Annotated in this window: 10 protein-coding genes; all 10 read left to right on the plus strand. The window is 70.5% G+C overall.

The window, feature by feature from the left end; genetic code table 11:
• The first annotated feature begins 13 nt into the window (after nucleotides 1–13).
• The 10 genes from ACGFI8_RS42125 to ACGFI8_RS42170 all read left to right on the plus strand — a co-directional run bounded on the left by ACGFI8_RS42125 (nucleotide 14) and on the right by ACGFI8_RS42170 (nucleotide 15,433).
• Nucleotides 14–1,309, plus strand: a complete 1,296-nt coding sequence (locus ACGFI8_RS42125) for an ABC transporter substrate-binding protein (protein WP_392813328.1) — start codon at nucleotides 14–16, stop codon at nucleotides 1,307–1,309.
• An 11-nt stretch (nucleotides 1,310–1,320) separates the two neighbouring features.
• Entirely contained in the window at nucleotides 1,321–2,592 is a 1,272-nt protein-coding gene (locus tag ACGFI8_RS42130) for a carbohydrate ABC transporter permease (protein ID WP_392813330.1), read from the plus strand.
• Nucleotides 2,589–3,512, plus strand: coding sequence for a carbohydrate ABC transporter permease (locus ACGFI8_RS42135; protein ID WP_392813331.1), 924 nt, complete (start codon nucleotides 2,589–2,591; stop codon nucleotides 3,510–3,512). The genes ACGFI8_RS42130 and ACGFI8_RS42135 overlap by 4 nt, the downstream gene beginning before the upstream one ends.
• An 84-nt stretch (nucleotides 3,513–3,596) precedes the next feature.
• Nucleotides 3,597–5,330: a maltose alpha-D-glucosyltransferase gene (gene treS / locus ACGFI8_RS42140; RefSeq protein WP_392813333.1), complete on the plus strand. Its 1,734-nt coding sequence runs from the start codon at nucleotides 3,597–3,599 to the stop codon at nucleotides 5,328–5,330.
• Nucleotides 5,320–5,988, plus strand: coding sequence for a hypothetical protein (locus tag ACGFI8_RS42145; protein ID WP_392813334.1), 669 nt, complete (start codon nucleotides 5,320–5,322; stop codon nucleotides 5,986–5,988). Before treS ends, ACGFI8_RS42145 begins: the two co-directional genes overlap by 11 nt.
• A gap of 543 nt (nucleotides 5,989–6,531) precedes the next feature.
• On the plus strand, nucleotides 6,532–7,800 hold the full coding sequence (locus ACGFI8_RS42150) for an ABC transporter substrate-binding protein (RefSeq protein ID WP_392813335.1): 1,269 nt from the start codon (nucleotides 6,532–6,534) through the stop codon (nucleotides 7,798–7,800).
• A gap of 62 nt (nucleotides 7,801–7,862) precedes the next feature.
• Entirely contained in the window at nucleotides 7,863–8,840 is a 978-nt protein-coding gene (locus ACGFI8_RS42155; RefSeq protein WP_392813336.1) for a carbohydrate ABC transporter permease, read from the plus strand.
• A complete protein-coding gene (locus tag ACGFI8_RS42160; protein WP_392813337.1) occupies nucleotides 8,837–9,739 on the plus strand; it encodes a carbohydrate ABC transporter permease in 903 nt (300 codons plus the stop codon). The genes ACGFI8_RS42155 and ACGFI8_RS42160 overlap by 4 nt, the downstream gene beginning before the upstream one ends.
• The gene (locus tag ACGFI8_RS42165; RefSeq protein WP_392813338.1) at nucleotides 9,736–13,809 is read left to right on the plus strand and encodes a glycoside hydrolase family 38 C-terminal domain-containing protein; all 4,074 of its coding nucleotides are present in this window, start codon (nucleotides 9,736–9,738) and stop codon (nucleotides 13,807–13,809) included. Before ACGFI8_RS42160 ends, ACGFI8_RS42165 begins: the two co-directional genes overlap by 4 nt.
• A 91-nt stretch (nucleotides 13,810–13,900) precedes the next feature.
• On the plus strand, nucleotides 13,901–15,433 hold the full coding sequence (locus ACGFI8_RS42170) for a glycosyltransferase family 2 protein (RefSeq protein WP_392813340.1): 1,533 nt from the start codon (nucleotides 13,901–13,903) through the stop codon (nucleotides 15,431–15,433).
• Nucleotides 15,434–15,567: the final 134 nt, after the last annotated feature.

Genomic DNA, 15,567 nt, shown 5'->3' on the forward strand with positions numbered 1-15,567 from the left:
GGTGGTGATGTCGTTGCGCCTCGTCCGGGCCGCCGCGCTGGTGTGCTGCGTCGTGCCGATGTCGGCCGCCTGCGACGCCACCGGGGCGGCGGGCAAGCCGTACGCGGGGCAGTCGGTCGAGGTGGTCGGCAGCTGGACCACGGCCGAGCAGGCGAACTTCGAGCGGGTGCTGCGCGACTTCACCGCGCGGACGGGTGCCCGGGTGCGGTACACCTCCGGCGGCAGCGACCTCGACGTGCTGGTCTCCGCGCGGGTCGGCAGCGGCACGCCCCCCGACGTCGCCATGATCCCCCAGCCGGGGGTGATCGCCCGATACGCGCAGACCGGCGCCGCGAAGCCCGTCACCGGCGCGGCCGAGCAGGCGGTCCGCGCCCACTTCTCGCCGCAGTGGCAGCGCTTCGGCAGCGTCGGCGGGCGGCTCTACGGGGTGTACTTCAAGGCCGCGAACAAGTCGGTCATCTGGTACCGAACCGATGCGTTCGCCGCGGCGGGCGTCACGCCTCCGACGACGCTCGCCCAACTGGAGACGGTGTCGCAGACGCTCGTCGACTCCGGTACGGCGGCGATGACCGTGCCGGGCGCCGACGGCTGGCCGCTCACCGACTGGTTCGAGAACGTCTACCTGCGCCTGGCCGGGACCGAGGCGTACGACCGGCTGGCCGTGCACCAGCTGCCCTGGACCGATCCGACGGTGGTGGAGACCCTGCGCGTCATGGGCCGCTACTGGGCCTCGCCACGGTTCCTGCTGGGTGGTCCGGAGGGCGCGCTGCAGACCACGTTCACCCGCTCGGTCGCCGACGTGTTCGGCCGCCGGCCCGGGTCGGCGATGCTGTACGAGGCGGACTTCGTCACCACGGAGATCGCCAAGCTCGGCCTTTACCGGGTCGGCGACGGCGCGCGGTACTTCGCCTGGCCGTCCGTGAACGGCGACAACAGCGCGGTCATCGCCGGCGGCGACGCCGCGGTGGCATTCACCGACCGGCCGGTGACGATGGCGCTCATGGCCTATCTGGCGTCTCCGGAGGCGGCCGCGATCATGGCCCGCCAGGGCGGGTTCCTGTCGGTCAACCTCGACCTCGACACCGCCGCCTATCCCGACGCGACCACCCGGGCGCTCGCCGAGAACCTGCTGCACGCGCCCACGCTGCGCTTCGACCTGTCCGACATGACGCCGAGCGGTTTCGGCGGCGGCAACGGGGCGAGCATGTGGCGGCTGCTGCAGCAGTACCTCGGCGCGCCGCGCACCGATCCCGCCGTCGTGGCGGCCCGGCTCGAGGCCGCCGCGGTCGTGGCGTACGGGAGCATGTGATGGCTCGCACCATGGCTCGCACGGGCCGGGTCTCGACCGCGGCCTGGTTCCTCGCGCCGGCCCTGCTGATGGTGGCCGCCCTGGTCGTGTACCCGATCGGGCAGACGGTGTGGTGGAGCCTCCACGACGCGGCCGGCCGCAAGGTGGTCGGGGCGGGCAACTACCTCGACATCTTCACCGCGCCGCAGACCCGTCGTGCGCTGCTCAACAACGCCGTCTGGATCGTCGTCGCGCCCAACCTCGTCACCGCCGCCGGGCTGGTGGTGGCGGTCCTCGCCCAGCGGATCCGGCGCAGCACCGCCCTGCGGGTCGTGCTGTTCATGCCGATGGCGATCTCGCTGGTCTGCGCCGGGATCACGTTCCGGCTCGTGTACGACGAGAGTCCCGACCGGGGTTTCCTCAACGCGGTCGTCGTCGGCGTCCACGACGCCTTCGTGCCGCCCTCGCTGTACCACGGCGCGCGGGCGCGCGACGGGCAGGGCCTCGTGCCGCGCGACGGCGGCCTGCAGACCAGCCGCACCGTCGCCGACGACGAGACCGTGCTGCTGCCGCTGGTCGGGCTGGCGCCCCGGCAGCTGCCGAAGTCCGCGACGCAGGCCGCCGGCTCGGGCCGCGCGGTGACCGGGATCCACGGCGTGGTCTGGTCCGACTTCACCGCGGCGGGCGGGCGGCCGGGCGCGGTCGACGCCGGTGAGCTCGGCCTGCCCGACGTCGACGTGGAGGTGCTGCGCGACGGTGCGGTCGTCGCCCGCACCCGCACCCAGGCGGACGGCACCTTCGCCCTGCCGCAACTGACCGGGCGGGGCTACGTCGTGCGCCTGGCCGCCGGCAACTTCACCGAGCCGTTCGCCGGCCTGACCTGGCTCGGCCCGTCCCTCGTCACCCCGGCGATGATCGGCACGTACGTCTGGATCTGGGCCGGCTTCGCGATGGTGCTGGTGACGGCCGGACTGGCGGCGATCCCGAAGGAGACGATCGAGGCCGCCAGGGTCGACGGTGCCGGCGAGTGGCAGATCCTGCGGCGGGTGACCGTACCCCTGATGCGCCCGATCGTGGTGGTCATCCTGCTGACGCTCACGGTGAACGTGCTCAAGGTGTTCGATCTGGTGCTGGTCGTCGCCCCCGAGTCGGCACAGGGCCCGGCGTCCGTCGTCGCGCTCGAGATGTGGCGCTCGTCGTTCGACAACCTCGGCCGGGGCAGCGCCCTGGGCGTGCTCCTGCTCGTGCTCGCCCTGCCCGGCGTGCTGTTCAACGTCCATCGCCTGCGAAGGAACGAGCGGTGAGCATCTTCGCCCCGGTCGACGTGCCGGAACTGCAGCCCGCCGGCACCGAGCCGCCGTCCGCACCGCCCCGGCCGGCACCGGCCGTCCGCGCCGCGCGGCGGCTCGGCCGCAGCGCCGCCCAGGTCGCCGTCCTCGCCATCGGCCTGTGGTGGCTGGTGCCGACCCTCGGCCTCGCCCTCACCAGCCTGCGCAGCCCGGCCGACAACAGCGACACGGGCTGGTGGACGGTCCTTCGCGAGCCGGCCCAGCTGACGCTGCGCAACTACCAGAACCTGCTCGCCGACGGCCGGATCACCCACGCCATGTGGAACACGGTGCTGATCTCGCTCCCGGCGACGGTGCTCGTGGTGGCCATCGGCGCCGCCGCCGCGTATCCACTGGCGTGGCTGGAGTTCCGCGGCCGGCAGGCGGTCACGGCGGCGCTCGTCGCGCTCATCGCCGTCCCGGTGCAGGTGGCGATCCTGCCCGACGCGCGGGTGTTCCGCCTGCTGGGCGTCTCCGGGACCATCCCCGCGATGGTGGCCTTCCACGTCGCCTTCGGGCTGCCGTTCGCCATCTTCCTGCTCCGCAACTTCTACGCGGCGATCCCCGCGGACCTCATCGAGGCCGCGCGGATGGACGGCGGCGGCGAGTTCGCGATCTTCCGGCGGGTCGTGCTGCCGCTGGGCGCCCCGGCGCTGGCGTCGCTCGCGGTGTTCCAGTTCGTGTGGGTGTGGAACGACCTGGTCGTCGCCCTCGTCTTCGCCCATTCGGACCACGCGCCGATCACGGCGGTGCTGCAGGAGCAGATGCGCTCGTTCCCATCCAACATCGACGTGGTCGCTCCCGGCGCGTTCGTGTCGATGGCGGTACCGCTGCTGGTCTTCTTCCTGTTCCAACGGTTCTTCCTGCAGAGCATGCTCGCCGGCTCGGTCCGGTAGCCGCACCACCCATCCCGCCATACCGCACCACCTCCAATCCCCCGCCATCCTTCAGACGGGACGACTCCCATGACCCTTTCCCCTGTGACGCCGGTGACGGCCCAGGCCCGACGCATGCCGGTCGAGCAGGACTGGTACCGGCGCGCGGTGTTCTACGAGGTCCTCACCCAGGCGTGCTTCGACTCCAACAACGACGGATGCGGCGACCTGCTGGGGCTGGTGTCCAAGCTGGACTACCTGCAGTGGCTCGGGGTGGACTGCCTGTGGCTGCCGCCGTTCTACGACTCGCCCCGCCGCGACGGCGGCTACGACATCCGCGACTACTACAGCATCAGCGCGGAGTACGGCACCATCGAGGACTTCGTCACCCTGCTCGACGAGGCACACGCCCGCGGCATCCGGGTCATCACCGACCTCGTGCTCAACCACACCTCCGACACCCACCACTGGTTCCAGGAGTCACGGCGGGACCCGACCGGCCCCTACGGCGACTACTACGTGTGGCGCGACACCGACACCGAATACCCCGACGCGCGGATCATCTTCGCCGACACCGAACCGTCGAACTGGACCTTCGATCCGCTGCGGCAGCAGTTCTACTGGCACCGCTTCTTCCACCACCAGCCGGACCTCAACTACGACAACCCGGCCGTCGCCGACGCGATGCTCGACGTGGTGCGCTTCTGGCTCGACCTGGGCATCGACGGCTTCCGCCTCGACGCGGTGCCGTACCTGTTCGAACGCGAGGGCACCGACTGCGCCAGCCTGCCGCAGACACACGAATACCTCAAACGCATCCGCAAGATCGTCGACGACGAGTACCCCGGCACCGTCCTGCTCGCCGAGGCCAACATGTGGCCGGCGGACCTCGTCGAATACTTCGGCGACCCCGCCACCGGCGGCGACGAGTGCCACATGGCCTTCCACTTCCCCCTGATGCCCCGCATCTTCATGGGAGTCCGCAAGGAATCCCGCACGCCGATCTCGGAGATCCTCGCCCAGACCCCGAAAATCCCCGAACGCTGCCAGTGGGGCACGTTCCTGCGCAACCACGACGAGCTCACCCTCGAAATGGTCACCGACGAGGAACGCGACTACCTCTACAGCGAGTACGCCCGCGACCCGCGCATGCGGCTCAACCTCGGCATCCGCCGCCGGCTCGCCCCGATGCTGGGCAACGACCGCGACCAGATCCAGCTGTTCACCTCGCTGCTGCTGTCACTGCCGGGCTCGCCGGTCATCTACTACGGCGACGAGATCGGCATGGGCGACAACGTCTACCTCGGCGACCGCGACGGCGTCCGCACCCCGATGCAGTGGAACGTCGACCGCAACGGCGGCTTCTCCCGCTGCGACCCCAGCCAGCTGTACCTGCCGATGAACAACGGCTGGGTGTACGGCTACCAGTCGGTCAACGTCGAACGGCAACTGCAGGAACCGGCGTCGCTGCTGCACTGGACCCGCAAAATGCTGGCCATCCGCAAACAACACCCCGCCTTCGCCCTCGGCGACCTCACCGACCTCGGCGGCTCCAACGAGGCCGTCCTGGCGTTCCTGCGCGAACACGGCTCACCGGCGGCGGACGACACCGACGACGAAGTCCTGCTGTGCGTGCACAACCTGTCCCGCCATCCACAGCCGGTACAGCTCCCGCTCGGCAACCGGTTCCACGGCCACACCCCGATCGAACTCACCGGCGACACCCGCTTCCCCAGCATCGGCCTGCGGCCCTACCTGCTGACCCTTCCGGGCTACGGCTCGTACTGGTTCCGCATCCTCCCGCCGAACCGACGCCGGGGTCACGGTCATGCCCGATGACCGCGACGCCGACCTGTTCGAGGCCAGCCTGATGTTGCTGGCCGGCACGACGAGGCTGCACTACGACGCGAACGCCGGCCGCGGGAAGGACGCGTGGGCGGTGGTCGGTGCCTCGGCGGACAGCCGGCTGCAGGTCGAGTTCGAGACCGAACCGGCGGCGGCAAGGTTCACCGACGTGATGCGGGCCGTGCCCGAGGCGACGTGCCGGACCGGCCGGCGGGTGGCCGGCATCCGGCGGCGGTACGAGACGTTCGTCGTCGACGTCGGCGGTGCCGAACCGTCGATCGTGGTCGGCCGGCTGCGCGGCGAGTGGATCCGCAACGCCGGGCTTCTGCTCGGCAACGGCGCGGCCGACGAGCCGGCGTTGCGGACACGGGCCGCGGCGGTGTGGCGTTCGGCGCTGCTGACGGCGGCGCCGAAGGTGTCGGCCGCCGGGCTGCGGCTGTGCGCGCGGGACTGGTCGACCGTGCGCCTGCTCGTGCGGGCCGCGCAGGTCCTCGGCGTCGCCTGCCAGGCCCGCACGGCGCGCGGCTTCCAGGGCGTCCACGTCGAGGGCCGCGGCGTGATCACCCTGTTGGCGACGGTTCGATCGCTGCCCGGCCCCGTCGGCGGCCCGCGCGCCCGGCGGGCGAGTCTCCAGCCGAGCGGCCACGCATAAGGCCGTGTGCGTCGAACCACGTCGAACAAAGCCCGGCGCGCTCGTGCGAATGGCAGACGGCCAGGGCGCGCCGGCTTCGCCGGACCGGCCGGGGCCCGGCCGGTCCGGATCTCTTGATCCGCGGATAGCTGAGTAGCGGACAACTCGGACTTTCTCTAGAATCCGGGCTTTACAGGATCGAAGCCGCAATCTAGAGTTTGCGCCAGTCGAGACCGGATCCCAGAGGCTCATCGCTGGGGCGGTGCTTCGACTACCGCCGCGGAGGCCGGGTGCGCTGCGCTTGACCGCATTGCACGGATACCGCCGCGGAGGCCGGGTGCACTGCGCTGTGACCGCATTGCACGGAGCCGAGGTCCTGATGACGCCTCCGCTGCGGCATCACGTCCGCGCCCGGTCGACGCACCCGGTCGACTGGGACGGCGACGGTCTCTTGGGCCCAGCACGGATCCCGCGGCGCGCTCGTCGTGCGGCCATGCCCTGGTGCCCTCGTCCGATCGTGCCAGCAACCAAGACAACGTCCGCACGTCCATGCAAGGAGACCTGATGCTCACCCGCAGGCCCAAGGCGCTGACCGCGCTCGTGCTGGGCTGCCTGGCGCTCGTCGGCTCGGCGGTTGGCGCATGCGGCTCCGCCACGTCGGGCGAGACACAGCTCGTGGTCGAGATCTTCGGCGACCTGGGATATCACGACCTGTACACCAAATACGAACAGAGCCATCCCGGAATCAAGATCGTCGAGCACGTCGTCTCGTACGACGACCACCACAAGAACCTGCAGGCGCACCTGCTGGGCGGATCGGGAACCGGCGACATCGAGGCGATCGACGGCGGCTACATGGCGCAGTTCAGGGTCATGTCCGACAAGTTCGTCGACTTCAGGGACTACGGCGCCGACCCCGCCCAGTGGCTGACATGGAAGTCGCAGCAGGCGACCGGCACCGACGGCAGCCTGATGGGACTGGGAGCCGACGTCGGCGGCCTGGCGATGTGCTACCGCAGGGATCTGTTCGCGCAGGCCGGCCTGCCGACCGACCGCGACAAGGTGGCCGCGTTGTGGCCGGACTGGCAGTCCTACATCGCGACCGGCAAGCGGTTCCAGGCCAAGGCACCCGACGGCGTGGCCTGGTTCGACTCGGGCTCCAACGTCTTCAACGCCATCATCGGCCAGGCGCCGGTCGGCTACACCGCCTCCAGCAACAAGGTGGTGGTGGCGGACAATCCCGCCGTCAAGCAGGCGTTCAACCTCGCGGTCGAGGCGGTGCAGGCCGGCGAGTCGGCGAAGCTGGCGACGTTCAGCCAGCAGTGGAACGCCGGGTTCCAGCGGGGATCGTTCGCGACCGTGGCCTGCCCCGCGTGGATGACCGACACCATCAAGCAGAACGCGCCGCAGACCAGCGGCAAGTGGGACATCGCCACGATCCCCGGCGGCAGCGGCAACTGGGGCGGCTCGTTCCTGACCGTGCCGAAGCAGAGCAAGCACCGGAAGGAGGCCGCCGAGCTCGCCAGGTTCCTGACCGCACCCGAGCAGGCGAGCTGGATCTTCCGCACCCAGGGCCACCTGCCCAGCCAGGCCGCGCTCTACAACGACCCGGCCGTGCTCGGCAACACCAACGCGTTCTTCAACGACGCACCCACCGGCCGGATCTTCACCGAGGCCGCGAAAAGCCTGCAGCCGCAGTACCAGGGCCCCAAGGACGGCGACATCGGACCGCTGATCGGCCTGGGGATCACCCGGGTCGACAAGGGCAAGCAGCGGCCCGCGCAGGCGTGGCAGCAGGTCCTGAAGGACGTCGCGAATGCCACCGAGCCGTAGTCGGCGGGAGCACGGGAGCATCGGCCCAGCAGCGGAAGATCCAGAAAGGAACAACGAGCCTGATGGCAGTCTTCGCACCCTCGTCGGTGTTGCCCGGGCGGCGGAAGACCACACCGGCGACGGCGGAGCGGCGGTCACGCCTGCGCCACAAGTTCGACGTGAGCGGTACGCCGTATCTCTACATCGCACCGTTCTTCCTGGTGTTCGCAGTGTTCGGGCTGTTCCCGCTGCTCTACACCGGCTGGATGGCCATCACCCAGTGGAACCGGGACATACCCGGCAGCGAGCACACCTTCGTGGGGCTGGGCAACTTCACACGGCTCATCCACGACGAGTACTTCTGGAACGCGCTGCTCAACACCGCCGCGATCGGCGTGCTGGGCACCGTGCCGCAGCTCCTGCTCGCGATGTGGATCGCCCATCTGCTGAATCGCCGGATGCGATCCATCACGCTGCTGCGGATGGGCGTCCTGCTGCCCAACATCACCTCGGTGGCCGCCGTCGGCCTGATCTTCGCCCAGCTGTTCGGGCGGGACTTCGGCCTGATCAACTGGGTGCTCAGCCTGGTCGGCCTGGGCAAGGTCGACTGGCAGTCGGGCACCTGGCAATCGTGGCTGGCGCTGGCCGTCATCCTGACCTGGCGGTGGACCGGGTACAACTCCCTGATCTACCTCGCCGCGCTGCAGGCGGTGCCGGACGACCTCTACGAGGCGGCGGACCTCGACGGCGCCGGGCAGTTCCAGAAGTTCCGGAGCATCACCATCCCGGCGCTGCGGCCGACCATCATCTTCACCGTCATCATGTCGACCATCGGCACCATCCAGCTGTTCACCGAGCCGCTCATGTTCAACCCGGGGCTGAGCCCGACCGGCGGCGACTCCCGCCAGTTCCAGACCCTCGCCATGTACGTCTACGAACAGTTCTGGACCCACGGCAAGTACTCCTACGCGGCCACGGTCTCCTGGGCCATGTTCATGATCATCGTGCTGGCGGTCGGCGCGAACTACCTGCTGTCCCGACGGATCCGGAGCTCCACATGACCTTCATCCCGGTCTCCCGTGCCATCCCCCGCGAGTCCCTCGGCGGTCGCCGCGTCCGCCGCAGGTCCGCGGCGCCGGGACAGCGCCGCGCCGGAACGAAGACCTACGTGCTGCTGGGCATCATCGCCGTGGTCTCGGCGTTCCCGCTGTACTGGTCGCTGGTCGCGGCGTCCAGCGACAACTCCGCGGCGGGAAGCTGGCCGCCCAAGCTGCTGCCCGGAGGTCACCTGTGGGCCAACCTGCAGCAGGCGTACTCGCAGGCGAACTTCGGCCTCGCCCTGCTCAACTCGATGATCGTCGCGACCCTCGTCACGGTCTCCGTGGTGCTCACCAGCACGCTGGCCGGTTTCGCCTTCGCGAAGCTGCGCTTCCGCGGCCGCAACGCCCTCCTCGGGTTCCTCCTCGTGACGATGATGGTGCCGGCCCAGCTGGGCATCATCCCGCTGTACATCATGATGTCGCAGTGGCTGGGCTGGACCGGGCACCTGCAGGCGGTCATCGTGCCGGCGGCCACGTCCGCGTTCGGCGTCTTCCTGATGCGCCAGTACCTGTCCGAAGCGCTGCCCAACGCGTTGCTGGAGGCCGGCCGGATGGACGGATGCTCGACGCACCGGCTGTACTGGCACGTCGTGCTGCCGGCGGCACGGCCCGTCGCCGCGGTACTCGCGCTGTTCACCTTCATGAACACCTGGAACGACTTCTTCTGGCCCCTGCTGGCGCTGGGTCAGGGCAACCCGACCGCCCAGGTCGCACTGTCCACACTGGCCGGTGGCTACTACATGGACTACTCGCTGGTGCTCGCCGGAACCCTGATCAGTACGGCGCCGGTGCTGCTGGTCTTCGCCGTCCTCGGCAAGCAGATCATCGGCGGGATCATGCAGGGGGCGGTCAAGGCATGACCGATCTTGCGACGGGACCCTGGACCGTCTGGCTCATCCCGCACTTCCACTACGACCCGGTGTGGTGGAACACCCAGTCCGCGTACACCCAGACTTGGGACCAACCGCAGGATGATCTCCAGGCCGACGGCGCGGCGCGCTACGCCTGGCCCGGCCACAGCGCGTTCAGCCTCGTCAAGGCGCACCTGGCGAAGATCCGCGAGGATCCGCAGTACAGCGTGGTCCTCGCCGAGGTCGACTACCTCAAGCCGTACTGGGACACCTATCCCGAGGATCGCGAACTCATCCGGCGACTGATCGCGGACGGCCGCCTGGAGCTGGTGGGTGGCACCTACAACGAGCCCAACACCAACCTCACCGGCATCGAGACGACGATCCGCAACGCCGTCCACGGCGTCGGCTTCCAGCGGCACGTCGTCGGGGGCGTCCCGTCCACGGCATGGCAGCTGGACGTGTTCGGCCACGATCCGCAGTTCGCGCAGGTGATGGCCGGCGCCGGGCTGACCTCGATCGCCTTCGCCCGGGGCCCCTACCACCAGTGGGGGCCCATGCTGACCAGCTGGAACATCCGCGAACACCGCAAGCCGTTCGCGCCGACCCAGTTCCCCACCGAGTTCGAATGGGTGTCGCCCGGCGGGGACGGCCTGCTCACCCACTACATGGCCGGGCACTACTCGGCCGGCTTCAGCCTCGACGCCGCCCAGGACCCGCAGACTGCGGCGGCGGAACTGCACGAGATGTTCACCGAGCTCCGGCCGGCCGCCGCGACCCGCAACGTCCTGATCCCGATGGGCAGCGACTTCAGCCCTCCCATGCGGTGGGTGAGCGAGCTGCGCGCGGCCTGGAACGAGCGCTACCCGCACGTGCGGCTCCGGTACGGCCTGCCGCGCGACTTCTTCGCCGCCGTGCGGGGCGAACTCGCCGCGCGTGGGGTGCACGCCACGCCGCAGACCCGCGACATGAACCCGATCTACAGCGGCAAGGACGTCACCGCGATCGACACCAAGCAGGCCCACCGACTGGTGGAGGCGCTGCTGCTGGACGCCGAGAAGTGGGCCACCTTCGCCACCCTGCACGGCGCCGCCTACCCCGCCGCGGCCGTCGACAAGGCGTGGCGGCTGCTGCTGTTCGGCGCACACCACGACGCGGTCACCGGCACCCAGTCCGACCAGGTCTACCTCGACCTGATCGCCGGCTGGCGCGAAGCACACGACCTGGCCGCCGACGTCGACCGGTCGGCCCGCCGGCATCTGGCCCGGCACGTCGACACCCGCGGGGAGGGCACCGCCGTCGTCGTGTTCAACCCCCTGTCGCACGCCCGGACGGACACCGTCGGCCTGGAGATCGAGCTCGACCCGGCCATGGGCGTCACCCTCGTCGACGACGGCGGGGTCGCGGTCCCGTACCTCACCGAGGCCGTCACGCACTCCTGCGACGGGCAGCCGGGCAGGGCGCTGCTGCGGTGGGTCGCGCACGACGTGCCGTCGATGGGCTACCGGACATACCGCCTGCTGCCCGGCGCCGCGGAGCTGTCCGCGTCCGCGTGGCGGCCCGTCGAGGCGACGAGCATCGCCAACGACCGCTACCGGCTTCGCGCGGATCCCGCGCGGGGCGGCACACTGACCGAGATCACCGACCTCGCCTCCGGCCGGGACATCCTGCCACCGGGCCGGGTCGGCAACGAGCTGGTCTGCTTCGCCGAACACCGCGACCATCCGGAGTTCGGCGAGGGCCCGTGGCACCTGCTCCCCCACGCCGTCGTCTGGCGCGGCGCGCAGATCGCGGCCGACGTCACCGTCGAACGCTGCCCCATCGGCGAACGCATCACGGCGACGGCGGAAATCGACGGATGCCGCTACACACAGCACACCACCCTGTGGCACGGCATCGACCGGATCGACTTCACCACGGGCATCGACGGGTTCGCCGGCACCGACCGGCTCCTTCGGGTGCGCGTACCCTGCCACATCCCCGGCGGCATGCCCGTCAGCGAGACCGCGGCCGCCGTCATCGGCCGCGGCTACGCCCTGCTCGACGCGGACGCGGCGGAGCACCCCCGGACCCTGGACAACACGGCGCACCGGTGGTTCGGCCTCGCGGCGGCGCTGACCGTCCACCTCCATGATCCACAGCAGCGCGCCGAGCGTTCCCGCGCGGTGTCGATCGCCGAGATCGTCGTCCCCGACGGCGATCAGGGCGTGCCCTCGACCCGGCAGCTCGCCGTCGGACTGGCCCGGGCGGGTGTGACCGCCACCGTGACGACCGCGACGGGAAACCGTTACGGCGCGCTGGACACCGACTCCAACCTGCCCGACTGCCGCGTCGCGATCGGCACCCCGCAGCGCAACGAATTCGTCGCCGAGCTCCTCGACCGGACGCCGGCGCAGGCCGGCGCCGAGCTGGCCGCTCAGCTCGCGGCCACCGGCACCGCCCGCCTCTGGATTCCGGCCGACCGGCCGATCGGCGAAGTGTGGCGACCGGGCGCCGACGTGCGCTCGATCCGAGACCTGCCCGTACTCCTGATCGCCGGCAGCGACGCGCAGGCCGAGCAGCGGGCCGTCACCGAGCTCCTCGACGACGTGCGCGACGCGCACCTGCACGTCACCCAGCCGCTCGCGCTGCACCACGACGAAACGGCCGTCGACGACTACGCCGTCGCGCTGCTCAACCGTGGCACCCCCGGCTTCGCGGTCGAGCCCGACGGCACCCTGAACATGTCGCTGGCTCGCGCATGCACCGGCTGGCCCACCGGCACCGCGATCAATTTCGCGGAGCTCAGCGCACCGGGCGGGCGCAGCTTCCAGCACCACACCAGCAGGCGCTTCGAGTACCACCTGGTGAGCGGCCCCGGCGGGTGGCGCACAGCCGGGTTCACCGCCGCCGGGCAGTCCGTCAACCATCCGCTCGCCGCGACCGTCGCGCCGGCCGCCGGCGGGCCGCTGCCGGCAACCGGATCCCTGCTCAGCGTCGAGCCCGCCGAGAACTTCGTCGTCACCGCGGTCAAACCGCTCGGGGAACCGCTCGCCACCGGCTCCGCGGCACCCGCCGACGCGTGCGACAGCCTGATCGTGCGCGGCTACGAGCCCCACGGCCACGCCGGCCGCGTCGCGATCCGCCTCGCCGGCGGTATCATCTCGGCCGCGGCCACCGACCTGCTCGACCGCCCGGGCGCGCCCCTCGGGCACGACGGCCGGCAGGCGTACGTCGACGTCGAGGGATACCGGATCACGTCGCTCGCCCTGTCACCCGCTCGCGCCGAGCGGGGCCGGACGGCGCTCACGGCGAGCACCGAACCCGTACAGCCCGTGTTCACCCGCTACTGGCTGCACAACTGCGGCCCCGCGCCCATGGGCAACCTGCCCGTCACGCTCACCCTCCGGCCGGACGACGACGAGCCCCGAGCCGACGGCGTCGTGCGGCTACGCGCTCAGATCGTCTGCGACGACACCGACGCCGGATACGACGGGAACCTGCTCGTCAAGGCGCCGGAGGGGTGGATCGCGACACCGCGGTCGAAACCCGTGACCGTCACCGCGGGAGGCCACCTCAGCGTGCCTGTCACCGTCACGATTCCCGGCACCGCCGCGCCCGGTTGGTACGCGATCGCGGCGAGCATCACCCACCGGGGCCAGGACCTGGAGGACGTCCTCATCGTGCCGGTGGGCCGGCCTGAGCAGACCCAGACCGAGCCGCTGCTACGCGCCCGCAGCGAGGCCCAGGAGCTCACCCTGACCCCCGGGGGGCGAGGCAGCGTACGCGTAGCGGTGACCCACACCCTCCGTACCCCGCTGCGCGGGCACGCCCAGCTCATCACCCCGCACCACGTCTGGCCGCTGACGAGCAGCCCGATCCGCGGCTTCACCGTCGCACCCGGGCACACGGAGAGCGTCGAGTTCCCCATCGCCGTCCCGGCCGCGACGCCACCCGGGGAGTTCTGGGCCCAACCCAAGATCTGCGCCTACGGGCACATCGCGTACTCCCAACCCATTCGCATCGTCGTCCTTGCGGAGGAAGGCGGCCGGCGCCCTGACGAACGGGACTTCCGGCAGCTCGCTCGGCAGAGGGGGTGAGGTGCTCGGCGGCCGACGCCGGATTGGCCGCGCTGTCTACGGGTAGCTCCTCGTTGCCCGGCGACAACCACGAGCACGCAGGGAGACGGACGTGGGAGGACCGGAAGCCGTCCCTCCGGATTGGGACGCCTGGCTTGATCGGGACGCCTCGCCTGCGGGGCGGGAGGCGCTGAGCACGGGGCAGGTCGCGCCGACCGTGTACGGTCCGCAGCAGGCGCGCGAGCTGCACCGCCGGCTCACCCGCTGGAGACCGTCGTACTTGCCGCTGATTCTCTCCTACCTGCTCATCGTGGCGAGCGACTTCTGGTTCGCCGACCCGATCGCCGGCTTGCTCGGCTGGCCGCTGACGGTGCTGTGGACGTGGCCCATCTTCACCACGCTCACCGGCATCGTCGGCATACGACGCACTCGCAAGGCACTGCGCGAGTCGGAGGCCCGGTGGTCCGGCCGCGGGCTGACGAGAACCGACGACTTCCTCATCGTCGTCGTTCCCACCATCGGCCGGTACGACACCTATCCCGCGCTCGAGCGCTCGGTGCTGTCCTACATCGCCTATCTCCCAAGGTGCTTTCCCCGGCTCAGGATCGACATCGTCATCGACGAGGGCTGCGAGGCAACGGAGCTGATCGCCGAACTCGCCGCCGGAAGCGAGCTGATACGGCTCGTCACCGTGCCCAGCGGATACCGCACCGCCAACGGAACGAGGTTCAAGGCGCGTGCCAGCCACTACGCGGATGAACTACGGATCCGCGAGCACGAGGCCCGCGACGACGTGTGGGTGCTGCACATGGATGACGACACCGGTGTGGGCCCCGACACCGCCCTGGCCATGGCCCGGTTCATCGAGGAGCAGTTTCTGGCCGGCCGGGATGCGAAACACCTGGGCCAGGGCATTCTTACGTACCCGCGCGAATACGCCGTAAACCGGCTCATCTGGCTCGCGGACGCGGTCCGGCCGGCCGAGGACGTGGGGCGCTTCTCGGCATGGACCGGCAGCGGCACGCCGCGCGCCGGCGTGCACGGTGAGCTCCTGCTCGTGCGGGCCTCGATCGAGGCGACCATCGGGTGGGACTTCGGCCCCCAGAGCCTGGTCGAGGACGCCCAGTTCGCGCTCATCTTCAGCGCTCGCTACGGGGGCCGCAGCGCCTGGTTCGGCGGGCGGTGCTACGGCGCGTCGCCCGCCACCGTCGGCGATTTCTTCCGGCAGCGCGAGCGCTGGTCCTGGGGCCTGGCGGGCCTGGTGTTCAACCGGTCGCTGCAACTGCGAAATCGGGTGCTGCTCGGATACTCGGTGATGGCGTGGGTCCTCGGCCCGATCCAGAATGTCGGGGTCGTTCTGCTCCTCGCCATTCTCATCGCCGACCCCAACACGTCCCCGGTGACGCTCTTCGTCATCCCGTTCTGGGCGCTGAACATGGCCTACACGATGTGGATGTACTGGGAGGGCCTGCGGGTCAACGCCGGAGTGTCCAGCGACGACCGGCGCAAGTGGTGGGAGTCCGTGGCCGTGATCATGCTGATCCCGTTCTTCGGGCTGATGGAGAGCCTCCCCGGGCTGCGCGGATTCGTGCGGTTCGCCCGGCGCGCCGAGAACAAGTTCCTGGTCATCGCGAAGCCGTCTTGACATCCTCCCCTCCCTAACGGGAGGGGATTCCCTGGGTCACCCCAGGGGTTTCCTGCTTCACCGCCGGTCGCCGCGTCCGGGAGGACTCCCGTTGAGGTCTTACACCAGCTCCACAGGCCGACACCGCCAGCCCG

The sequence above is a fragment of the Dactylosporangium sp. NPDC048998 genome, assembly GCF_043197855.1.
In the GTDB taxonomy this organism is placed as follows: domain Bacteria; phylum Actinomycetota; class Actinomycetes; order Mycobacteriales; family Micromonosporaceae; genus Dactylosporangium.